At 60.1% G+C, this 21926-nt stretch carries 21 protein-coding genes; 11 read left to right on the top strand and 10 right to left on the bottom strand.

The features are described 5' to 3' along the window. Positions 1–9: 9 nt before the first annotated feature. Positions 10–540: an EF-hand domain-containing protein gene (locus GVL52_RS09555; RefSeq protein ID WP_244619131.1), complete on the bottom strand. Its 531-nt coding sequence runs from the start codon at positions 538–540 to the stop codon at positions 10–12. Positions 541–867: 327 nt separating this feature from the next. On the opposite strand from GVL52_RS09555, the gene GVL52_RS09550 reads away from it, so the two are divergent. Both GVL52_RS09550 and GVL52_RS09545 read left to right on the top strand, forming a co-directional pair. Further along, positions 868–1515, top strand: coding sequence for a TetR/AcrR family transcriptional regulator (locus GVL52_RS09550; RefSeq protein WP_160006207.1), 648 nt, complete (start codon positions 868–870; stop codon positions 1513–1515). 209 nt (positions 1516–1724) lie between these two features. Beyond that, the gene (locus tag GVL52_RS09545) at positions 1725–3908 is read left to right on the top strand and encodes a DUF1217 domain-containing protein (protein ID WP_160006205.1); all 2184 of its coding nucleotides are present in this window, start codon (positions 1725–1727) and stop codon (positions 3906–3908) included. Between the two features lie 70 nt (positions 3909–3978). Here the strand turns inward: GVL52_RS09545 and GVL52_RS09540 are convergent, their stop codons facing one another. Next, positions 3979–4758: a DUF1194 domain-containing protein gene (locus GVL52_RS09540; protein WP_160006203.1), complete on the bottom strand. Its 780-nt coding sequence runs from the start codon at positions 4756–4758 to the stop codon at positions 3979–3981. A gap of 223 nt (positions 4759–4981) precedes the next feature. Here GVL52_RS09540 and speB point away from each other — a divergent pair, with 223 nt between their 5' ends. Beyond that, entirely contained in the window at positions 4982–5938 is a 957-nt protein-coding gene (gene speB / locus GVL52_RS09535) for an agmatinase (protein ID WP_160006201.1), read from the top strand. Positions 5939–5952: 14 nt separating this feature from the next. On the opposite strand, the gene GVL52_RS09530 is transcribed toward speB, so the two are convergent. The 4 genes from GVL52_RS09530 to hutC form a co-directional block, all read right to left on the bottom strand. Next, positions 5953–6468, bottom strand: coding sequence for a flavin reductase family protein (locus GVL52_RS09530; protein WP_160006199.1), 516 nt, complete (start codon positions 6466–6468; stop codon positions 5953–5955). Continuing rightward, entirely contained in the window at positions 6446–7825 is a 1380-nt protein-coding gene (locus tag GVL52_RS09525) for an LLM class flavin-dependent oxidoreductase (RefSeq protein ID WP_160006197.1), read from the bottom strand. Before GVL52_RS09525 ends, GVL52_RS09530 begins: the two co-directional genes overlap by 23 nt. A gap of 96 nt (positions 7826–7921) precedes the next feature. Beyond that, a complete protein-coding gene (locus tag GVL52_RS09520; RefSeq protein WP_160006195.1) occupies positions 7922–8860 on the bottom strand; it encodes a LysR family transcriptional regulator in 939 nt (312 codons plus the stop codon). Positions 8861–8872: 12 nt separating this feature from the next. Beyond that, entirely contained in the window at positions 8873–9598 is a 726-nt protein-coding gene (gene hutC / locus GVL52_RS09515; RefSeq protein WP_160006605.1) for a histidine utilization repressor, read from the bottom strand. Between the two features lie 241 nt (positions 9599–9839). Here hutC and GVL52_RS09510 point away from each other — a divergent pair, with 241 nt between their 5' ends. The 8 genes from GVL52_RS09510 to GVL52_RS09475 all read left to right on the top strand — a co-directional run bounded on the left by GVL52_RS09510 (position 9840) and on the right by GVL52_RS09475 (position 15598). Then, on the top strand, positions 9840–10667 hold the full coding sequence (locus GVL52_RS09510) for a transporter substrate-binding domain-containing protein (protein WP_160006193.1): 828 nt from the start codon (positions 9840–9842) through the stop codon (positions 10665–10667). Between the two features lie 85 nt (positions 10668–10752). Next, positions 10753–11394, top strand: a complete 642-nt coding sequence (locus tag GVL52_RS09505) for an amino acid ABC transporter permease (protein WP_160006191.1) — start codon at positions 10753–10755, stop codon at positions 11392–11394. Beyond that, positions 11391–12059, top strand: coding sequence for an amino acid ABC transporter permease (locus GVL52_RS09500; protein WP_160006189.1), 669 nt, complete (start codon positions 11391–11393; stop codon positions 12057–12059). The genes GVL52_RS09505 and GVL52_RS09500 overlap by 4 nt, the downstream gene beginning before the upstream one ends. Then, positions 12056–12847, top strand: coding sequence for an amino acid ABC transporter ATP-binding protein (locus GVL52_RS09495; protein WP_160006187.1), 792 nt, complete (start codon positions 12056–12058; stop codon positions 12845–12847). Before GVL52_RS09500 ends, GVL52_RS09495 begins: the two co-directional genes overlap by 4 nt. Positions 12848–12909: 62 nt before the next feature. Further along, positions 12910–13116, top strand: coding sequence for a hypothetical protein (locus tag GVL52_RS09490; RefSeq protein WP_160006185.1), 207 nt, complete (start codon positions 12910–12912; stop codon positions 13114–13116). A gap of 335 nt (positions 13117–13451) precedes the next feature. Beyond that, positions 13452–13814 (top strand): hypothetical protein, encoded by a 363-nt coding sequence (locus tag GVL52_RS09485; protein WP_160006183.1) that lies wholly within the window; start codon positions 13452–13454, stop codon positions 13812–13814. Positions 13815–13872: 58 nt separating this feature from the next. Next, entirely contained in the window at positions 13873–14181 is a 309-nt protein-coding gene (gene csgH, locus GVL52_RS09480; protein WP_160006181.1) for a curli-like amyloid fiber formation chaperone CsgH, read from the top strand. Positions 14182–14455: 274 nt separating this feature from the next. Further along, the gene (locus tag GVL52_RS09475) at positions 14456–15598 is read left to right on the top strand and encodes a hypothetical protein (RefSeq protein ID WP_160006179.1); all 1143 of its coding nucleotides are present in this window, start codon (positions 14456–14458) and stop codon (positions 15596–15598) included. Positions 15599–15612: 14 nt separating this feature from the next. On the opposite strand, the gene GVL52_RS09470 is transcribed toward GVL52_RS09475, so the two are convergent. From GVL52_RS09470 to GVL52_RS09455, 4 genes are all read right to left on the bottom strand, one after another. Further along, positions 15613–16740: a LuxR C-terminal-related transcriptional regulator gene (locus GVL52_RS09470; RefSeq protein ID WP_160006177.1), complete on the bottom strand. Its 1128-nt coding sequence runs from the start codon at positions 16738–16740 to the stop codon at positions 15613–15615. A gap of 494 nt (positions 16741–17234) precedes the next feature. Further along, a complete protein-coding gene (locus tag GVL52_RS09465) occupies positions 17235–18434 on the bottom strand; it encodes an MFS transporter (RefSeq protein WP_160006175.1) in 1200 nt (399 codons plus the stop codon). 96 nt (positions 18435–18530) lie between these two features. Further along, entirely contained in the window at positions 18531–19967 is a 1437-nt protein-coding gene (locus GVL52_RS09460) for a M81 family metallopeptidase (protein ID WP_160006173.1), read from the bottom strand. A gap of 9 nt (positions 19968–19976) precedes the next feature. Then, positions 19977–21896, bottom strand: coding sequence for a beta-N-acetylhexosaminidase (locus GVL52_RS09455; RefSeq protein WP_160006171.1), 1920 nt, complete (start codon positions 21894–21896; stop codon positions 19977–19979). Positions 21897–21926: the final 30 nt, after the last annotated feature.

Raw genomic sequence — 21926 nt, 5'->3', positions numbered from 1 at the left:
AAGATCCGACTAGGCGGCGTCTTCGATGCTGGCATCATCTGCCGGCCGAGGCGGAGGCGGCGGCCGATCGTTTTCGCTCTGAGACACCGTGCCGCGATCGAGAAGTGCGAACAGATCGCTCGTCTGGCTTTCGCTTGCATCCGATGACATCGCGGATGTGAATTCGTCGGCCGTCACAACACCGTCGCCATTGGCATCGAGTTCGCTGAACAACGACGCAATCTGATCGTCGTCATCGTCATCGTCTCCCGCAGCCGGTGGTGGGCCTCCCGGACCGCCTTGGGCGCTCATCGCCTCGGACAGGGCGCTGACCGACAGGGATCCGGCTCCTTCGCTGTCGAAGCTGTCAAACAGCGCTCCGGCCTGATCTTCCGCCACATCGGACGGCCGCGCACTGACAAACTCGGCCTTGCTGACGATACCGTCGCCATCGCTGTCCATCGCAGCAATGCCGCCGTCCGTGTCGTCGCTCCCCTGGCTGTCCGTGGCTCCGGACTGACTGGCGAACTGGCTCATTGCCAGCGCCATCAGCTGTGCCATCAGCTTCTCGGCACTGCTGGAGGTGTCATCGTCGGTCTGATCGGTTGTGGTTGCTTTTTGTGCGGGAACCGTAATACAGCTTGAAATATCGCTAGAGGCGCTGCTTGTGCTTTTGGTATAAGAATAGGCTGATGTGGACGTTGTGGCTGAGATGGTGGTCATACGCGCTCCAATGAGAAGGGGCTTCGGTGCAACGCATTACAGAACTCACTGGTTCTCTAAATCCGAATCGTTAATGCCGCAACCGAAAAACTTCTCCCTCAGAAGTGGTAGTTTACTTTTTGCGGTCCTCAGCCCGCGATTCGACAAGGCAGGTCCGGACCCGCGATGAATGTGATCGACAAGCCTGCAGACGAGCCCCGCAAGAGAGGTCGGCCGAAAGTCTCAAGTGACGACGACAAGCGGGCGCACATCGTTGAGAAAGCACGTCGCATTTTCCTGAAGTACGGCTATGCCGGCAGCACGACCGCGGTCGTCGCCGTTGAGGCAGGTGTGTCGAAGCAAACCCTCTACAGATTGTTCGAGAGCAAGGAAGCGCTTTTCGCGGCCACCGTCAGCGCCCATCGCCGCTTGATGCTCGACCTGCCGCGTGAGCGCGAAGACGTTTCGATCGCCGAAAGCCTCGAGCGCATCTTCATGATCGACATCGACGAAGAGACGGATGCCGAGCGCGCCGGCTTCCTTCAGCTGGTCTTCCGCGAAGCTGGGCAGTTTCCGGAGTTGATCGATATCCTCAATCGCGAAGGCATGCTCGCCAGCCGCCAGCATTTGACCGATTGGCTCAGCGACCGCAGGGCGGAAGGCCGAATTTCGCTCGACGATCCCGCCAGTGGCGCTCGCATGATCATGGACATGGTCTTCGGCGGGATGGGGCCGCCGGAAGGACGCGAGCAGGCATGGCCCGATCGCGCCACACGGCTCGACCATCTCAGCCGCTGCATTGCCATATTTGCCAGGGGCGTTGGCGCAGCCTGACGCCTCGTCGGCTCACTGTGGATTTTACCCTTCCAATTCATCATCAACACAATTATAGAACCTTATAGTTCTATAAGTTGATTCGGCCGCATGTGAACGGCTGCGCATCGCCATGAATGGCGCAAGACATCAAACCAACCTCAGCTCTTGACCCGTGTCTGCCGCCTGGCTGTCGCGCGGACTGATGCGCTCATGCAAGGGAACAGACGATGGTTTCCACCTATGTCGGCTACCTCTCGATCACGCGAAACCTGAACAACAGCCTGATGACCGTGGCCTCTCAGGCGACTGTTTCTCGCGACAGCACCTACTACAAGGAAAACATCGGCAAGGTGACGTCGGTCGATGACTTCATGAGCGACTACAAGCTCTATTCCTACGCCATGAAGGCCTACGGCCTCGAAGACATGACCTACGCCAAGGCCTTCATGAAGAAGGTGCTGGAGAGCGATCTCAGCGATTCAGCCAGCTTTGCCAACAGCCTGAGCGATACCCGCTATACTGAGTTCGCCGCCGCCTACAAGTTCTCGGGCGAGACGGCCACGGCGCAGTCCGACACGCAGCAAACCGCATTGCTCGACGGATACGAAGCCTCGTTCGATGCCGAGACAACCGCAATCGAGGATGAGACCGATTATTTCCAGGGCAACATCCAGTCGGTAACGTCGGTCGACAGCTTCCTGTCCAATTCACGATTGAAAAACTTCGCCCTCACGGCCTTCGGCCTCAGCACGGATTACACATCCACCAGCTTCCTCAAAAGCGTTCTGACCAGCGACCTCGACGATCCCGATAGCTTCGCCAATCAGCTTGACGACGACGTCTATCTGAAACTGGCAAAGGCGTTCAGCTTCAATACGGACGGGTCCACCGACGGCGAAGCCATGTCCGACGATCAGATGACGCAGGTCTCCAATGCCTATGCGCTCAGCGTCTCGACATTCGCGACATCCGATATTGGCGACAGCTACACCGCCTACTTCTCCACGGAGATCCAGAACATCACGTCGGTCACCGAGTTGATGGAGGACGACAAGCTCGTCTCCTATCTCAGGACAGCCTATGGTCTCTCGGACGACGACGCTGACAGCTTCATTTCGGCGTCACTGAAGAGTGCGACGACGGCATCGGCCATCGGCTTGTCCGACCTGCACGACGCCTTCAATTTCAACGATGACGGAACCCTGACGGAAGGGACCGCGACACAGACTTCGGACCAGAGCGCACTGACGGTTGCAGCTTTTGCCACCAACTATCCGACTTTGGTCGCCAACAGCACGACGGACGCCGCCGTCGAAAACTATACGACACGGATGGCGACTGTAACGTCGATTGACGACTTTCTGCAATCCAACACGGACGACGACGATAGCGACAATGACGAGCAGCCCGAATTGTGGGAAATGGCGCTTCGATCCTATGGAATAGAGCCGAGCAGCGTTTCGAAAAGCGAACTCAAGAAGGTTCTTGAAAGCGATCCGACCGACCCGAAGAGCTACGTCAACAGCCTCAAGGACGATCGCTTCGAGGCCTTTCGCGATGCCTTCAACTTCGGCGACGATGGCGAGGTGACCGTGCCGCTACAGGCCATGTCGGAATCCGTCATCGACGATTACGCAGCCGACTACAAACAGGACAAGATCCGCCATCTCTCGGGCACCGAGCAGACCGAAGCCAGCGATGCGGCGGACGAAGAGATCACCTATTTTCGCGCGCAGATGGCAACGATCAAATCGGTCGACGAGTTTCTCGGCGACGATCGGTTGGTGCAGTTTGCGCTCGAGGCAAAGGGCATCGATCCCGATGATGTCACCTCGACAGAGCTTTCGAAGATGTTCGCCTCCGATCCCGATGACGCGGACAGCTACGTCAACAAGCTCGACGACTATCGCCTTGCCGAACTTGTCGGCGCTTTCAATTTCGACACGGACGGCGCCATTTCCAAAGATCCGACTGGCACCCTGCAACAACGTGGCGACGTGCTCGAGACGATCAACGACTATGTCCGCCAGACACTGGAGGGCGATCAGGGCGACTCGAACACGGGCGTGCGCCTGGCGCTCTACTTCCAGCGCATGGCGCCGGAAATCTCCAACGCCTATGACATTCTGGGCGACAGCGCGCTGTTCGAGTTCTTCACCACCAGCTTCAGCATCTCCAGTTCAGTGTCGAACATGGACGTCGATAAGCAGGCGGAGATGGTCGAGAATTACATCGATCTCGACGACCTTTCGGATCCGGACAAAGTCGAAGACATGATCAAGCGCTTCGCCGCAATGTACGACGTCGCCAACAATTCGACCAGCAGCTCTCCCGCGCTTTCTATCCTGAGCGCTTCATCGGCAATCAGCGCAGATACGCTGCTTGCCATCGCACAGCTGAAGACCGGCTAAAGCCCCTCCCCAAAGACGCCTCGCCCGCGCCATGAACAACACGGAAAGCGCAACAGAAACCGGAACCATGTCAGCGGTCGAACAGGTTCTGCCACTGCTTCTCGCCGATGAGGCAATCGCTCTTCGGCTGGCTGTCGGCAATTCTTTGCATTGTCGCCGGTGGCGTGAGGCCGCTGATCTCCAGCACCAGCTTGCGGCGCACGGCGACGGCAAAATCCTCGATCCTGTGGACCGGCAGGACAAAGGCGCCGGGACCACCGATGACGCAATCGGAATAATAGGCATCGAGGCCGCTCGGTGCATCCGACGGCCGGAGCATGATCGCCAAACCGTTGATGACGAGGCCTGCCTCTACCGCCTTGTCTCTGACGGGTATGACCGGATCACCGGAATTGTTCGGCCCATCGCCGGAAATGTCGATGACCTTGCGCCTGCCGCTGTAGGGACTGGACGCGATCATGCTGGCGCCTTGGGCGACGGCGGTGGATATCGATGTCCGGCGCTGCGTGCTCATAGGCCTGGCCTCGAGCTTGTTGGCAAAATCGATCGCATCCTGCTCCGTTTCGATCACCTGCCAATCGATGACGGAATCCGGCACCACACTGCCTGCCCATTCGAAGTAACTGACAGCAATGCGACCGCTGAGACCATTCTTGACGGCATCCAGAAATTCCGCGTGCTTCAGCGCTTCGACATAGCCGTCGCGCTGGATGCCTATTTCCTCGTAGTCCATCGATCGGGACGTATCGACGGCGAGTACCAGCGCAACATCGACTTCGTCGGCGCCCGCTTGCGGCACTGTCGCTGCCACGCCCGAGACGCTCATGAGCACCGCAAGTGTTGTCAGCATCGAGCCACCCTGCGCCGTTTCCGTCGGGCAACTGTAACATAGTCCCTCGGGACGGCGAGCCTCTGGAGATCGGGGCCTTTCAACTTTCAGTGAAGTCGGGCAGCTGTCGCCTGTTTTTGAGGACGCGCAATCGCGCTTTCGACAGCCCGTTGATGGCGGAAACAGCGTGACATCGCTGTTTCACTTTCCTACGACAGACCGAAGAAACAGACAGGAAAAAGCAATGAGTGGAACATACAACCAGCCGATCGACGCTTCCGAGGTTCCGCGTTTCGCGGGTCATGCCACCTTCATGCGACTGCCGACCGCCAACACCGTCCAAGGTCTGGACATTGCGCTGGTCGGCATTCCCTGGGATGGCGGCACGACGAACAGGGCAGGCGCGCGGCATGGGCCGAGGGAGGTCCGCAGCCAGTCGAGCCTGATGCGCCGGGTCCATCATGTTTCCGGCACCGAGCCCTATAGCATCGCCAACATCGCCGACGTCGGCGATCTCTCGGTCAACCCCATCAACCTGATGGACGGCCTCGCCCGTATCGAAGCCGGGATGGCCGAGATTGTTGCGGCCGGCGCCATTCCGCTTTCCGTCGGCGGCGACCACCTGACCACGCTGCCGGTTCTGCGCGCCGTGGCAAAAAGCCGACCCGTCGGTCTCATTCACTTCGACGCACACTCCGATACCAACGACACTTACTTCGGCGACAACCCCTACACCCACGGAACCCCGTTCCGCCGGGCGATCGAGGAGGGGTTGCTCGATCCGAAGCGGATCGTCCAGATCGGCATTCGCGGCTCGGTCTATGATCCGAGCGAGCACGACTGGGCGAGAGCGCAGGGTGTGCGCGTCATTTACATGGAAGAGTTCGTCGAGCGTGGCGCGAGAGACGTGATGGCGGAAGCGCGTGAAATCGCCGGCGATCTGCCTGCTTATGTGAGCTTCGACATCGACAGCATCGATCCGTCGATGGCGCCGGGAACCGGCACGCCCGAGGTTGGCGGCTTCACCACCCGGGAGGCGCAACAGATGATCCGGCTGCTTGAGGGCGTCAACATCGTCGGCGCCGATGTTGTTGAAGTGTCCCCGCCCTTCGATCTCGGCGGCATGACGGCGCTGGCCGGTGCAACGATGATGTTCGAGCTGCTCTGCGTCATCGCCAGGCAGGTTGCTCACCGGCGTTAGTCGGCACCAACCCGTCAGAAGACGGCGGCTTCGCTCGACAGCCGGCGGTAGCCGCCGCGCCAATAAAGCAGCGGCTCCACATCCTCCCGCGTTTCGATCGCGCAGACGCGGCCGATCAGGATGGCGTGCGAATGATGGTTGAGGACCGTCTCCAACTCGCAGTCGAGGACGGTCAACGCGTTGGCGAGCGCCGGCGTGCCTGTTGCCAACTGATACCATTGCGCACCGTCGTACCGCTCGACGCCGCGGCGACCGCCAAACCCGGCGAACGACTGCGCCACATGCTGCTGGTCGGCGGCCAGCACATTGACGCAGAAGCGACGGTATTTATCGACTGCGGGCCAGGAGGATGAGGTTCGGTTGACGCTGACAATGACGGAGGGAACGTCGGCAGACAGCGATGAGACGGAGGTGGCAGTAAAGCCGGTGCGCTCGGCATGTTCGCCGACGGTGATCACGCTGACGGCGCCGGCCAGATGGCGCATCGACAGCTTGAACGCGGATTGGTCAACGATCGGTCGGTGGGACATCGTCTGTCTCCTGCTCTACGCTTTTCGCGAAGCGATTGCCGGGCATCGACAGGCCGAGGTTTTCGCGAAGGGTCGATCCCTCGTATTCCTCGCGGAACAGCCCGCGGCGGCGCAATTCGGGAAGCACCAGCTTGACGAAGTCGTCGAGGCTGGCCGGCAGTGTCGGGAACATCAGGATGAAGCCATCGGCCGCGCGGGTCTCGAACCACTCTTCCATGAAGTCGGCAATCTGGTTCGGCGTGCCGGTGATGCCGTTGCCGGTGTGCTTTTCCGCGTAGTGGCGGACAAGCTCGCCGACCGTGCGACCGCTCTTGACGAAATCCACGAGTTCGTCGAACAGCGCCCGCGATCCCTTTGGCGCCTCCGGCAACCGGTCCATCGGAAACGGCTTGTCGAGTGGGACGCCGGTCAGATCGGCCTCGAGAAATTCGGACAGCATCAGCCGCCCGACATCAGGGTGCATCTTGTCGATCAGGTAGTCGACCTTGGCTTTCGCCTCCGCTTCGGTCTCGCCGACATTCAGCACAACGCCGGGCATGATCTTCAGGTCGTCAGGATTGCGACCATAGGCGGGCATGCGGGCCTTGACGTTCTGGTAGAAGGCGCGGTTCCTGTCGATGTTGGAGGCGAGGCTGAAGACGATTTCAGCAGTGCGGGCTGCCATGTCCATGCCAGGCTCGGAGCCGCCCGCCTGGGCAATGATCGGCCGTCCCTGCGGCGAGCGGGCGATGTTGAGCGGTCCGCGCACCTGGAAATGCTTGCCCTTGTGATTGAGCGTGTGGTGCTTGGTCTTGTCATAATAGACGCCGCTTTCGCGATCGAGCAGCAGCGCGCCTTCCTCGAAACTGTCCCAGAGCCCGAACACGACATCGACGAACTCGTTGCCGCGCTCGTAGCGCACGGCATGGGGGTCGAGACCGTCGCGATTGAAATTATAGCCGGTCTCGTCATGATCGGAGGTCACGACATTCCAGCAGACACGGCCGCCGCTCAAGTGATCGATCGACGCAAACAGGCGAGCGACGTTGAACGGCTCGTAATAGCTGGTCGAGACCGTCGCCACCAGACCGAGCTTCTCGGTCGTCACCGATAAAGCCGAGAGCAGCGACAGCGGCTCGAAGCGGTTCATCTTGGTTGGAATGCGCGACAATGCATCGGGATCGCCGACTGCGGCCGCCGGCGAATCCGCCAGGAACATGAAGTCGAGCTTTGCCGCTTCCGAGCGCTTGGCGACATCGAGAAGATGGCTGAAATCGTTGGCACCGTTGACGTTGCTCGCCGGGTGCAGCCACGAGGCCGGATGAAAGCCGAAGGTGTAGACGAAGGTACCCAGTTTCATCTTGTCGCTGCGCGCCATCATCGTCTCCCGTGCGTGATCGTCATCGATTGCGCAAGCTAACGCCACGCGACTTTTTTGATCAAGATCAGGAAGCTGACGTCCGTTTTAGTTTTTCTAAAGAGTTGATGGCGCCGAGACCTGCGCCTGCTGTCGCGACAGCGCAATCATCCAGTCTCTGAACTCCGGCCCATAGGCTTTCTGCAGCGCCGAGCGATCCCAGGCGAGGAAATAGCTCTCGCGCAGCGGCAGCCTGATATCGACAGGAATGACCAGCGTCTGTGCTTCCAACTCGTCGGCGATCATCGACATCTGGGCGAGCACCACACCGCGCTTGTTGACAGCGGCATCGATGGCACTGCTCGACAGCGTGAAGGACAGCCCCGGCGCGGCCTCCTCCAGCTGGACGCCAACTTTGGCGGCAAACTCCGACCAGCGCGGATAGGGGGTGAAGTGCCTCTCCCATTCCACATGCAGAAGCGGGTAGCCCAGCAGCTCAGCCGCGGTTGGTCTGGTCCCAGCTATCAGCGCCGGCGAGCAGGCCGGAACCACCCAGTCACGAAACAACTCCGTATATTGATCGTGCTGGAGCACGTCCGACCCGTAGCTGACGCGAAAATCGACCTCGTCGAAGCCCATGCGTGGCTCACGGTCGCGACCGATCACGCGGACATGGGCGGCAGGATGCAGCGCCTGCCAGTCGAAGATCCGCCTGCCGATCCATTTGTTGACCACTGAGGACAAGGCACTCAGCACCAGAGCATTTTCGTTGCGGGCCCGCTCCAGCATCTGTCCGGCAATGGCGAACTGCTCGAAACCCTTCGAGATTTCGCCGTGATAGAGCCGGCCCCAGACGGTCAACTCCGCGGTGCGGCCGCTGCGCTCCAGAAGTGTCACACCGAGAAAGCTCTCGATCTTTCTGATCTGCTGGCTGATCGCGCCCGGCGATACGTTGAGTTCGGTGGCCGCAGCCGTCACGCTGCCGCAGCGGCCGACGGCTTCGAATGCCTGCAGGGCTTTCAACGGCAGAGCCCTGAATTGCTGCTCGTCGGTCAAGGTCGGGCCTCGTCAGGGTTGGCGGCGTGCCCGCTTTTCAGCCGGCTGGAAGGTGCTTGCAAACTGGAACCGGTCTCCGGGATGGGTGATCTCCACATGGGTTACCATCCGCTCGTTCTGCCATGTCTGGCGAATGAGGCTGAGGCAGGGCTCGCCGCGCTCGATCTGCAGCATCCGTGCCGTCGATGCATCGGCCGACACTGCCCGGATAACGTGCCGCGCCTTCGACCAAGGCACCTGCGACAGCAGCCATTTCGACGGCGGGATCGCTGAAAACGTCTCATGCCTGGCAAGCGGTACGGTCTCGAGCAGGATCAGCCGCCGCTCGATCGCGATCGGCTTTCCATCGACAATGTGCAGGCACTGGATTCTCAGCACCTCGGCACCGGCAGGCGCTCGCAATTGCCCGGCTTCGGCTGATCCGAGCGTGTCGATGCTGCGTGCCAGTATCTCGTAACGGTGCTCGTAGCCAGCAAGCGCCGCTTCGGTGCTGATGTCCTGGATATCCATCACTGTACGGTCGATCTGCGGCGATGCAACGAAGGAACCTGCCCTGCGCTTGCGCACGATCAGCCCGCGCTCGACCAGGATGGACAGCGCCTTGCTGACGGTCATGCGCGAGCATTGATACTGCTCCACCAGATCGTGCTCATTGGGTATCCGGTCGCCAGGTCGCCAGTCACCGCTGATGATCCTGGCCTCTATGTCGTTGAAAATTCTTTGATGAATCGGCCCCAAGGCGCCACCTCTTGCCAGCGACATACTTAAATCCTCCGGCACCGATCCCGTCATGGTCCCCTGCCCCAATCCGCTCGTCCGGCACAAAATTTGCGTTCATAGACTTTGACGTTGACACACTAGGCCAGCCTATATCTATTTGTATAGTCAAAAGCGGATCAGAGAAATTCGCTTAATGGACTTAAAAAGTCGGGAACTCGAACTCCTCCGCTGGGGAGTGAAAACTGGAGAGATGAAGATCATGATCGCAAACTCATTGCTTAAGGGCCTGGTCGGCGCAGCGTTCCTGCTCGGCGCGACGCTGTCGGCCCATGCCGCCGATACGCTTGCCGCAGTCAAGGCCGCCGGCACGCTCAAGGTCGGTACGGAAACCGCCTTTGCGCCGTTCGATTTCATCGATGCTGGCGAGCATGCCGGCCTGAACGTCGATCTCTTCGCCGAAATCGGCAAGGAGCTCGGCGTCAAGATCGAGTGGGTCGCGCTCCCTTGGGATGGCGTGTTCCCGGCCCTGGAAGCTGGCAAGTTCGACGTCGTTGCCGGCCCTGCAACGATCACCAAGAAGCGCATGGAGCGCTATCGTTTCACCCCGCCGATCGCGGAAGCAACCATCGCGATCCTGAAAAAGGCTGGCGACGCGACGATCAGCAAGCCTGAAGACATGGCCGGCAAGAAGATTGGCGTCGGCAAGGCAACATCGCAGCTCGATCAGTTGAAGGAATTCTCCGACACGCTGCCGACCAAGGTCGATATTCGCGAATACCCAGCCTTCACCGAATCCTACGCCGACCTCGCTGCCGGCCGTATCGCTGGCGTTGCCAATTCGCTGCCGAACATCGCTTTCGTCGCCAAGCAGCGTGAAGGCACGTTCGAAGTCGTCCTGCCGCCTTTCGGCAAGAAGTCCTACTTCGGCTTCATCGGCCTCAAGGATGCCGATCATGCACCGCTGATGGACGCGATCGATGGCGCCCTGCTGAAGATCAAGGCTGACGGCCGCATGGCCGAGCTGCAGAAGAAGTGGTTCGGCGCATCGTTCGAAACCCCTGACGCTGTCAAAGACCCGGCATTCTGATTTTCAGACATTAGTGATCGGTTGCGCTCCAGCAATGCTGGGGCGCAATCAGGTTTTGTGAGCGCCAGACGGGCAACAGCCACACATGTCCCTAAAACTCTTCGAATTGCTTCTGCAGGCATCGATCTACACGGTGACGATCAGCGTCATATCGATCCTGATCGGCTTCGCGATTGCCATCACGCTCTCGGGCATGCTGCTGTCGAAGAAGACAGTTTTTGTTCTCCCTGCCCAGATTTTCATCAGCTTCTTTCGCGGCGTACCCCTGCTCGTCCAACTGCTGCTGATCTACAACATGCTGCCAGCCATCGGCTTGAACGTGCCGAGCATCGTGGCGGCAATTGCCGGTCTCTCGCTTTGCACCGCTGCCTATCAGGCCGAAAACCTTCGCGGCGGCTTTGCCAGCGTACCGCTCGGTCTGATTGAATCGGCCGAGATGGTCGGCATGACACCGGGCCAGATCTTCCGGCGCATCAAGGCGCCGATCGCGCTCAGGCTGACCTTCCCGGCGCTGGTCAACGAAGCCATCCTCATTCTCAAGTCGTCATCGCTGATCTCCGTCGTCGGCATCATCGAATTGACGCGCATGGCCCAGGATCTCGCCGGCAGCACCTTCCTGCCGCTGCAGATCTTTGCAGCTGCCGGTCTTATCTATCTGGTGATCAACTGGATCGTGGCGCTTGCGGGCGGCCTGATCGAGCGCTCCCTTCCGGGAGTTCCGCGATGACATTCGACATCAACGTCATTCTCGACCAGATGTCGGCCATCCTCAGCGGTGCCGGTGTCACGCTGCTGACCTGGATCTTCGGCACGCTCGCAGCCGTCGTCATCGGCTTCCTTGTCGCCGTCGGCAGACGCTTCGGCGGCATGCTGCTCGACTATGTGCTCGGTTTTGCCGTCGCCATCCTGCGCGGCACGCCTTTTCTGATCCAGATCTTTCTTGTCTATTACGGCGGCCCGTTCATCGGCCTGTCGCTCGATCCGATACCCGCGGGCCTGATCGGTATCTCGATCTACGGTGCAGCTTACTATAGCGAGATCTTTCGCTCCGGCTTTCTGGCTGTGCCCAAAGGCCATATCGAGGCCGGCGAATGCGTGGGCATGACGCAGGGCCAGATCATCCGGCGCATCCTGCTGCCCGAAATGACGATGCTGGTGCTGCCGCCATCGCTCAACATGGCGGTTCTGCTGATGAAGGAAACGGCGGTTCTATCGATCATCACGGTGCCCGAACTGACGGCAACACTGAGCGCTATCGGCGCACAGCAATACGCCTTCGTTGAAGCGCTATCGGTGCTGGCGCTGTTTTATTGGGTCCTTGTCGAGATCACCGGCCGGCTTGGCCATCTCGTCGAAACGAAACTCACACGATTCAGGTTTTTCAGCGCATGAGCCTTCCCGCGATCGCAGTCAAAAATCTCGTCAAGAAATTCGGCGACACCACCGTTCTTCACGGCATCGACCTGGAGATCCCGCAGGGCCAGGTCTCGTGCCTGATCGGACCATCGGGCTCGGGCAAGAGCACGCTGCTGCGCTGCATGGCCTTTCTCGAGGAAGCCACATCGGGCACGATCACCGTCAATGGCGAAGTTCTCGGCTTCACCGAGAATGCGCAAGGGGTCCGCGAGCGCATATCGGCATCGGCCAATCGGGCGATCCGTGCGCAGATCGGCATGGTCTTTCAGCAGTTCAATCTCTGGCCGCATATGACGGCGCTCGGTAATGTCAGCGAAGCCCTGAAAATGGTGCAGAAGATGAGCCGCAAGCAGGCCGAAGAGCAGGCGATGGCGCAGCTCGTCAAGGTCGGGCTGGAAAGCCGGGCCGGGCATTATCCGTCGCAGCTTTCCGGCGGGCAGCAGCAGCGCGTGGCGATTGCCCGGGCGCTCGCGTTGAAACCGAAGATCATGCTTTTCGACGAACCCACCTCGTCGCTCGACCCGGAACTGACCGGCGAGGTTCTGAACGTCATGCGTGACCTCGCCGCCGAAGGCATGACGATGGTGGTCGTCTCCCACGAGATTGGCTTTGCCGCCACCGTCGGCCAGCAGATCAACTTCCTCGATCACGGCAAGCTGATTTTCTCGGGCCCGCCTCAGGATGTCTTCAGGAAGCCGCGCAATCCGCGGCTGGAGCAGTTTCTCGACACATATCTCGATCGTGGCGCTTCGATGCTGCTGTAGGAGATTACGGGGCGACCGCGTCGGGCACGACGTGAACCAATCCTTATACGTCTGACGCTACGATGAAGCCCGGCGGCAATCAAAGCCCGCAACATGGGGAAGTCGTGGTATCGAAATTTCTGACAGCTGCGCGAAGCACTCTGATTGCCGGTGCATGCGCAGTGCTGTTCGTCTCCTCCATGGCCGGCATGCGACAACTGAATTTGATGGAGAGCAAGGCGCCCGATTTTGCCTCCTGGCAGCTGCGTGGCGCCATCGCAGTAGAGTAATCCATAACTTCAGCGCGCACCTGCCCTAACCGCGCCATGCCAACGCGGAACACGTGACGCTGTCAACCGATCAGCCCGTCGCGCATACATTCTTTAAGTTGAGTAGTCTGCCGATGGTCGATGGCGAAGGTGACCAGCCTTTTGGTACGTTTCGCCATTGTGAGAGCGCGAACGGCAATGACGTTCGTCCAATGGCACCAGACACGTCCTGCTTTCGGCGGTCCCCGTGGGGAACTCCACTCTTGCCTTAGCCAGGCTTTGGCAGAGGCGTACTGCTCGCAGTGCGCTAGTCTTGCCGAACCGTCAATTCCGGCGGGGAGGATAGGAGGAAGACTATGACAATCAAGGGCGTAGTATTTGCAGCAGCAATGGTGATTTCATCTGTTTCCGCAGCTTATGCGGGAAGCAACCAGTCCATTACCGACCAACACGGTTGGGGAAACAGTGCTGGTACCTATCAATCCGGCAAGCACAACTTCAGCGGGACAGGCCAGGTCGGTGGTTGGAACAGCTCGACGACCATACAGAGCGGCCGTCTCAACGAAGCGGGTACGGCTCAGTTCGGCTTCGGCAACCAGTCGTTGACCGTCCAGCAGGGCAAAGGCAATGTCTCCGGCACGCTGCAGTTCGGTCATGGCAATGATGCGCAGACCTACCAGAGCGGCGTCGGCAACAACTCGGTTACGATCCAGCACTAGCGGGCCGCGACCAATGGCCAGCATTGGCAACGCTGGCCTTTTCCACGAGGAAAATCCGATGATCACCGCCTTACCCCCCGTTCACTGCATCATCGAGCATCACGAAAGCGGAGGCATGTTGGCGCTCGTCCCATCGATCGAGGGTGACGGTGGCGCCCAGGGAACCTATCAGTTCGAAATTGTCTCGAATTCCGGAGGCAGCATGTCCAGCAGCACGCAGGGTGGCGACTTCGAGAAGAGCGGGGCCGGGCGACTTGCGCTCTCCCGGTCGATGGTCTCCGCATCCCCTGACGGGTGGAGCGCGCGCCTGATCGTCTATGGACCCAATGGCGAGACGCTGTGTGTCGTCTCGCAGCCATCGGAATGAATGGGCGCTCTCCTTGCGTGAAATCCTGATACATGCGGTTAATTGATTATATTCTAATATGACGTAACAATCGCCCTAGTGAGTCGATCGCGCATTGCCCGGCATGTTGGGATGATGGAGAGGCATGAGAACCTGTATCGCCATTCGGCAGTTCAAACCGGTCGCTGCTCTCCTCACAGCCCTTGCATGTTGCGTCGCCCAAAATGCCGTGGCTGGTGACAGCGGCCCTGCACAGACCGATCCTTCGTTTGACATCACGACCGGGATAAATTGGTTGAACCTGCCGAGTTGGAACTCACAGCGAAACGATCCGCTGTACGGTGGCGAAGGAAGCCGGCTGACTGACGACGGGCTTAATCTCGGCTTCCGGCTGGATATGCCGATCGGAGCCATCGGCTCGCAACCGCTTATTCTCGAATGGAGCGGCAGCATCGCCGACCTTTCCTCCAGTTCCAGCAACCGGAGCAGCCTTGCCGGAAGTAGCGTATTCGATATGCGGTACGGCAGCTCGGCAAATGGCAGCATTACCGCACAGACTGCATCATCCACCGGCGTCTTGCCGGCTGCGGCTGCCGCAGATGTGACAGTCAACGACAGCGCCGGCGGCACGGCAAGTATCATCTCAAGCGCATCGTCACCCGCCGGCGGTCGCATCAGCCAATTCGCCTCCGGCAGCAGCACCAGCGGCGCCGTATTTTCCGCCCTCGTCACCAATGGCGACGCCCAGACCGCCGCCTCTTATGCCGCTTATGCCGATGATACCGGCTTCACGCTCAGGGGTCTGGGCGATCTGGGCAACAGCAGTCTCGTCAGCACGCGATCGGAAAGCACCATCGTCATTGACCAGACGTTGCTTCTCGGTGCACCGATTGACCTCAATGATGGCTGGTCCATAACGCCCAAGCTCGGGCCGACCTATCGTTCGATCGACCGCGACGTCGATTTCACCCAGGCGATCGATATTGGCGAAAGCGTTGCTGGCGCCAACTTGCCGGCCGTCGGTATCGGGCAGAGCGACGAACTGAATGCCCGCTACATCGGCGCGCTGGGCGCGCTGACGGTGACGAAATGGGTCGGGACCGATCTCAGCGTTTCGCTGGATGCAAAGCTCGGCGGTGCCTATGTGCACTCGCGCTACCAAAGCCGGTATTCTGCAAATCTGCCGAATGTGACGATCGCGACGTTTGAAACGCCCGATCAAAGCCGCAACGATATCAGCCTGCTTGCCGGACTGAATGCCGGCGTTCAATACAAGGCAAAGGAGAATGTCGTCCTCGGCTTCAACGCCGGCGTCGATTTCATCAGCAAGGTGCCGACAATCAGCTATTCCGGCACGGCTATCGGCGACGCTCCTTCGATCACCATGAGCCATGCCATCAGCTATGGTGCTTCCGTCAGCGTCACCTGGCGCTTCTGATTGCCAGCCTCTCCTCAAAACGTGAAGGAGGACAGCTCTGCCAGGCAATGCATGAACTGCGTCTGCCTGTTAACCCCGACACGCGCCATGGCTGAGGCCAGTTGGTTGTGGATGGTGTTCTTGGAGACACCACGCTGTCGTGCGATTTCCGACGCCGTCTCGCCGTTCAGCAGGCTATGGGCCAGATTGGCCTCGGTCGCCGTCAGCTTGAAGATCGACTTGATGATCTCGGGTTGCAGCAACGTGTTTCTACCGAGTTCGCGTATGGTCAGCATGAAGACCGGCTCACTGCTCGCGAATACGCTTTTGAACTGGGCACCGAAAGCGCTACGTCCCGTCAGCGCGTCCACACTCACCAGCCATTTGACGCTCTTGGAGCTATCCTGCGCACAGGCGATCTGTCGGGCGCGACGGTGGAGGATGGATAGGCCAATCAGACGCGTCACCACGTCGAGAAGTTCGGGATCGACGATATCCACCAGAGAGTCATGATACTCTATGAGTTGGTGGGAAGCTTCGGCAAATCTCTCGAAGCCGCTGTTTGCCAGCCGCACCTGATAGTCGGCAGTAATGATGGCGGAAGGCACAGGAGAACTGAAGAAGGCGCTCTCCATGACCGTTGATCTCTCGCGCTCCAGCAGCGTCGCCTTCTGGATCGCGAAGACCGTTTGGAAATGCGGCAGGAGCTTCATCAGGGCTTCCGTCGCACGTTCGATCTCGCGCCTGTTCGCATGATTGAAATGAGCAAGCAACGAGACCTGCCTGCCGCCTTCCTTCACGACGACGAGCACGAGAAGCGTACCCTCGCTCCCGAAGCACTCGTGAAGCGGCGCATCCCGGTTCGGCCCGGGCCGCGTCCTGAAGTCGAGGCTGACCACCGCGCCCTGCCCAGCGTTCAGCGTGCATGTGCAAAGTGCGCTGACGACCTGGGCGATGCAGAGCAACGCCTTGGATATGCCCTTTGCGAAGCCGCTGACGCTCCGGTCCTCGGGACCCCTGAAGCCAACGATCGCGGCGGCCGAAGACTGTGTGATGCTGATCGTTTCCGCGATGACCGTCTCCCATGCATTGGGACTGAGAACGGTTTCGTAGATGGACTGCACAAGCGCTAGATAAGCGTCCTCACCGAACGTATTGATCACTGGAATCCCTCCCCAGCATGGCAGAAAGCTTGCGCCCAATCGCGAAAAGTCGCGAAGAATGAGAGTTCGCGCCGATAGCGCTCGACAGACGATCTCGTCCCAGCCCCGGGAAAAGAAGACTCAAGGCAAGCATTGGCATTCGCCGCAGTTTCTGAATGTGCTCGCAGACTTGAACGGACCTTCGTTCACCAGGCGACAGGCATTGGAGCATGTCGTGCCCGTGTCTCCAGCCGTTGTGCAAGCAGGCGGATGAGGTGGGCTCCGGTCTGGGAACCAGCTTGCCTGCCTGATCGCGCATCACTTGCGTCGCGCCGGCAGATCAGTTTCTTACACACCAATGCCAGATAGCCTGGTCGGAGGTGCGTAGTTCAATACCCCTAAATACTCCAGGTTTCTTTTAAATTAGTTAACGCTAAATATCAGAGACTACATACCAGAAACTTATAGTTTAAAGCTCAGCAACCGTGAGAAACATCCAACAAAAGAGATGAATTTTATCGCCGCTTGAAGCCGTCGAAGAACAACAGCAATCCCAGCCCGACCAATCCGGCGAAAGCACCGATGAAAGCCGTGCCGGAATAGCTGCTGATGGCCGTGCCGATGGCAAAGAGCAGAGCGCTCAGTCCGGCGCTGATGAAGATATTGACGGAGATCAGCGCGCTGCCCAGCCCGGGGCGTTCGGCAATCAGATCCTGCAGATAGGTGATCGGAATGCTGATAAGCGCGGCAGCGCCGATGCCGCTGATCAGCGTCAGCGAATAGATATGCCAGGGCGCCGAGGCAAATCCGAGCAGTACGAGATATACGACATAGATGACGGTGCCGATCGCCAGCGCCGTCACATGGCTCATCATCCTTTGTGCCCGACCCCAGACCAGAATGAAGACGACCTCGAAGAAAGCGACGATGCCGACGAGGATACCGACATCGGCAACGGTGCCGTGGGCGGCCCCGGTGACGATCAGCGGCAGGATGGCGCCGTTGACGTGCAGCGTGCAGCTGATCAACGCAACGGCCATCACCCGGACCAGCACCGGCAGCGAGACCACCTCGCCGAGCGCTGCAAGATAGGAAAGGTGCCGGCTTGCGGCCTTGTCGGTGCCGCTCTGGCGCGGCAGGAAGACGGCAATCAGGCCGAAACAGACGGCGCAGGCAATACCGGCGAAGAGATAGGCCGGCAGCATGCTGGAGGATCTCGACAACAGCACGCCGGTGATGCCGGGCACCAGGACCCAGGACAGCGATATCATCGCCCGGACCCCCGAATTGACCGTCGCCACATCATTGCGGGCCATTCCGCTGGTGGTCTGGCGCACGTTGGCAAACAGCAGCGAATTGAGCGAACCGTAGATCGGCAGCAGCAGCAGCGCACTGACCACGAAGGTCGATTGCATCGGCAGCACATAGATCGAGCCGTAGCCGAGAATGCCGAAGATCGCGACGGCAAGCATCATCGTGCGGTATTCGCCGATCCGGTCGGCCAGATTTCCGAGCAGGATGCTGACGATTACATTGACGGCGGCGGCCGAAAAAATGAGCGCCGAATAGAGGCCATTGCTCAATCCGAGCTCGCGAATACCGACGACGGATTGATAGGGCGAGGTGGCAGCGCCGGCAAAGCCGAATGCGAAGATCGCAAGCATGCTAACCCGGATCGTCGGGTTGCGGAACACATCGGGGAGGAAGCGGGTCATGATTGAAATCGCGGGAGTGGCAAATCACCCGCATCTCGGGCGATCGCGGCTTAGCAGGTTCGGCGGAGCGCCGAAACCTGCCAAGTCGAAATGTTGTCAGTCTTTCCAGCGCGCCGAGAAGCGCGCTTGCGGTTGATAGTCGAAGGTCCGGTCGAAGGGGAAGGCCGGCCGCGCACGGCGGTTGCTGACCAGTCCCTCGATATCCTGATTGACGACGCCTTGCGTCAGCGCCATCAGGTTCGGATTGGCGATCGGCGCCAGCTCCGGCGACAGATAGCCGGACTTGACTGCAAGCAGACGCACCGATGCCGGATCGAGGCCAAGCAGGGTGAAGTCGGAAATATTGTGATAGGGCCGGCGTCTTGCCGCAAGGACGACGGTGATGCCACCGATCCTGACGACCGCCTGACGCTCCGCAGGTGTGCCGGCATCTGCAAGCACCAGCACTTCGGCCTCGACCTTGGCAGGCGTGCTCGACGGATCGAGGCTGCCGCCGATGGTCAATGCGATTTTGGCGCCCTTGCCGGCGGCAAAGCAGGCTTCGACGGCCGGGCGATCGGTAATCCCGGCGATCAGCGCGCCGTCAAAGCCACGGGCGATCAGCGCATTCAGCACATCGGCACGATCGCCGACGCCGCCGCCGGTCGGATTGTCGGCGGAATCGGCGAGGATGACAGGCAAGGTGTCCGCCTTCTCGGCGATATCAAGCATATCGTCGAGAGGTCCGGTGACGGGACCGAAGCGGAATTCCTCGCGCGCATTCCAGTAGGAGAGCGCGATCTCTTCCGCAGCCTTCGCCGCAGCGGCCTTGTCCGAGCCGGTGATGACAGCGCAGGCGGTCGCCCGCGGCTCATCCGCCCAGACATAACCGACCATCAGATTGGCGTCGAGGACGCCATCGCGACAATCGAAGGCGGGCAGGACGTCATAGAGGCCCTTTGCCGGCTGGTCTTCGGTGGAGGTGCGCTCGCCCGGCCACAGAACCGGCACCGGCGCCCAGGCAACGCCCGGCCGCTTGCCGCTCTTCAGCGCATCGATCAGCATCGACCAGGCGCGCACCATGCTTTCGCGGACATCGATATGCGGCGCCGTTCGGTAGCCGGCGAAGATATCGAGCTGATCAATGATCCTCTGGCTGACATTGCCGTGCAGATCATAGCTTGCGGCGACGATAACATCCGGCCCGACGACGGCACGCGCAGCCGAGATCCAGTCGCCTTCCGCATCGTCCATGCCTTCGACATTCATCGCGCCATGCATGGCGAGGTAAAGCCCGTCGAGCGGCAGAGCGGCTTTGAGGAGATCGAGAAACTCGCCCTTGAACGCCTCGTAGGCAACTCTTGAAACGGGGCCGCCCGGAACAGCCCGGGCATGGAGAAGCGGCAGGTGTTCGACACCGTCCGCCTTCAGAAAGTTGAAATACTCGGCACCGAGGAGATCGGCACCGCGCATGACGCGGAAATCCTCGACAGCCATCAGCACCGGGGAATAGGTGCTGCATTCCGTATGAATTCCACCAACAGCGATCCGCATTGTCATCACCTACAGTTTCGGGCTTAGCGGCACGATGGCGGCAAAACGATGCCAGTCCTTCTGTGCCTTCGGCGTCCAGGCGGCTTCGGCGATTGCCGGCAGTCGCGGGAAGACCAGACGGTTGAAATAGCCGCGCGACAGGAAGTGCTCCGACCAGATGCAGGCCTGAACGCCCTTCATCTTGTCCTTCAGCTCTTCCGGAAAATCGCCTTCAGCCTCGTAGCCATAGGTATGTTCCGGCGGCACGGTGCCTGCCCAGCTCGCGCCCGGCTCCTGGAAGGCTTCCGCCTGCACCATGTCGAGATAGTAGGCCTGGCCTGGCGTCATGACGACTTCGTAGCCTTGCCTGGCGAGATCGATGCCGACCTCAGGGTTTTCCCAGGCCATCAGCAGCGTGTCCTTGGCGGCAACGCCGCCGCCATGGGCGACTTCGTTCCAACCGGCCAGCTTGCGGCCGCGCGCGTTCAGCATGTCCTTGATATGCTTCAGGAAGTAGGACTGCAGCGCAAACGTGCCTGAGATACCCTCCTGTTCCATCAGCTTCTTGGCGAGCGGCGAGGCAAGCCAGGAACCGTTCGCCACTTCGTCGCCACCGATATGGATGTAGGCTGACGGGAAGAGCTCAACCATCTCGTCGAGCACCTTTTCGAGGAACTCGTAGGTCAGCGGGATCGCGGGGTTCAGCGCGTTGTTCGGATAGCCCTGCACCGAGTGATAGCTGTCGGGCGCTTCCTGGCCGTCGTTGAGTTCCGGCAGCGCCACCAGCGTTGCTGCATTGTGGCCGGGGATATCGATCTCAGGGACGACCTCTACACTGAGGGCCAACGCATGGGCAACGATCTCGCGAACATCGACCTGCGAATAGAAGCCGCCAACCGGTTCGGCGCCGTTGCCGAGCTGCGGCAGAAGCGGCTCATCCGGACCGCGCAGGATGCCCGTCGTCGTCAGCTCAGGATAGGCTTTGATCTCCAGGCGCCAGGCCTCGTCATCGGTCAGGTGCCAATGGAAGATGTTGAGCTTGAGCCAGGCGAGGATGTCGATCAGCCGCTTGATGTCGGCAGCGGGATAGAACTGGCGGGACACATCGAGATGGCATCCGCGCCAGCCATAGCGCGGCTTGTCCGATATCGTGCCGGCATCAGGGAAGCGGAAGGTGTTGGGCTCGCTGCGCGCGCCCTCGAGCAGCTGTGCCAACGATGTCAGGCCATACTGGCGGCCGGCGGCGTCGGCGTAAGCAAGCGTGATTTCATCGGCCGCGAAGGTCAGCTTGTAGCCTTCAGCTGCAATCGACGGGTCGGCCTTGAAGCTGAGCGCACGTCCTTGCGGAGAAGACTGCAGGTTGAACGGCGCGTGAGCGCTTTCGAACAGGCGACGCACCAGCGAGGTGACCGTCGACATGGCGCGCAGCTCATCCGCAGACGAGCCGGCAGCCGGATAAAGCACGACAGGGAACCCATCGCCGGGCATGGCGTCGATCTCGGCCGGCCACGGCTGCAGGGCGAAGGGGAGGTCGAGCTTGCCTTCCGGCAGCAGCACCGGTGGCGGCTCGCTCACGCGGTTTTCAAGCAGGAGATCGGACACGGCAACGTCGATATGCTCGCCATTATCAAGCGTCACGTAGGCAGACTTTGCGCCATCCGTGCAGTGCTTGGCGGGGCGATGCAGACCGCTGACCGTGAAGGTCCAGCTCTTGCCGGGTGCGATCGAAAGGCCGGCCGGTGGTGCAAATTCGTGGAAATTCGCGTTTCGGCGCAGGAAGATCGCGTTCTCGCAAGCCTTCTGGTCGATCACGCGGGTCAGCGACGTATAAACGATCTTGAAGCCGGCCAGCGGTGCGTCCGACAGGTTGAAAAGGGTAAACGTAAAGCGGCCGTTCGGACCACCGTCCGCTTGCCACGTGCTTTCCAGGCGATAGGAAACGCGTTCCATATCAGTTCCTCTCATTATTCTTCTTTAGTA

Origin of the sequence: Rhizobium sp. 18055, from assembly GCF_902706285.1 — a bacterium.
Lineage (GTDB): Bacteria > Pseudomonadota > Alphaproteobacteria > Rhizobiales > Rhizobiaceae > Rhizobium.
This window is presented reverse-complemented; position numbering and strand designations above follow the sequence as displayed.

Coding starts and splice junctions, on each gene's coding strand:
- GVL52_RS09460 (WP_160006173.1), bottom strand. CDS start 19,967: ATGCGGATCGCTGTTGGTGGAATTCATACGGAATGCAGCACCTATTCC.
- GVL52_RS09530 (WP_160006199.1), bottom strand. CDS start 6,468: ATGTCCCACCGACCGATCGTTGACCAATCCGCGTTCAAGCTGTCGATG.
- GVL52_RS09505 (WP_160006191.1), top strand. CDS start 10,753: ATGTCCCTAAAACTCTTCGAATTGCTTCTGCAGGCATCGATCTACACG.
- GVL52_RS09510 (WP_160006193.1), top strand. CDS start 9,840: ATGATCGCAAACTCATTGCTTAAGGGCCTGGTCGGCGCAGCGTTCCTG.
- GVL52_RS09550 (WP_160006207.1), top strand. CDS start 868: ATGAATGTGATCGACAAGCCTGCAGACGAGCCCCGCAAGAGAGGTCGG.
- GVL52_RS09465 (WP_160006175.1), bottom strand. CDS start 18,434: ATGACCCGCTTCCTCCCCGATGTGTTCCGCAACCCGACGATCCGGGTT.
- GVL52_RS09490 (WP_160006185.1), top strand. CDS start 12,910: ATGAAGCCCGGCGGCAATCAAAGCCCGCAACATGGGGAAGTCGTGGTA.
- GVL52_RS09555 (WP_244619131.1), bottom strand. CDS start 540: ATGGCACAGCTGATGGCGCTGGCAATGAGCCAGTTCGCCAGTCAGTCC.
- GVL52_RS09525 (WP_160006197.1), bottom strand. CDS start 7,825: ATGGCGCGCAGCGACAAGATGAAACTGGGTACCTTCGTCTACACCTTC.
- GVL52_RS09540 (WP_160006203.1), bottom strand. CDS start 4,758: ATGCTGACAACACTTGCGGTGCTCATGAGCGTCTCGGGCGTGGCAGCG.
- GVL52_RS09500 (WP_160006189.1), top strand. CDS start 11,391: ATGACATTCGACATCAACGTCATTCTCGACCAGATGTCGGCCATCCTC.
- csgH (WP_160006181.1), top strand. CDS start 13,873: ATGATCACCGCCTTACCCCCCGTTCACTGCATCATCGAGCATCACGAA.
- GVL52_RS09495 (WP_160006187.1), top strand. CDS start 12,056: ATGAGCCTTCCCGCGATCGCAGTCAAAAATCTCGTCAAGAAATTCGGC.
- GVL52_RS09485 (WP_160006183.1), top strand. CDS start 13,452: ATGACAATCAAGGGCGTAGTATTTGCAGCAGCAATGGTGATTTCATCT.
- GVL52_RS09455 (WP_160006171.1), bottom strand. CDS start 21,896: ATGGAACGCGTTTCCTATCGCCTGGAAAGCACGTGGCAAGCGGACGGT.
- GVL52_RS09545 (WP_160006205.1), top strand. CDS start 1,725: ATGGTTTCCACCTATGTCGGCTACCTCTCGATCACGCGAAACCTGAAC.
- speB (WP_160006201.1), top strand. CDS start 4,982: ATGAGTGGAACATACAACCAGCCGATCGACGCTTCCGAGGTTCCGCGT.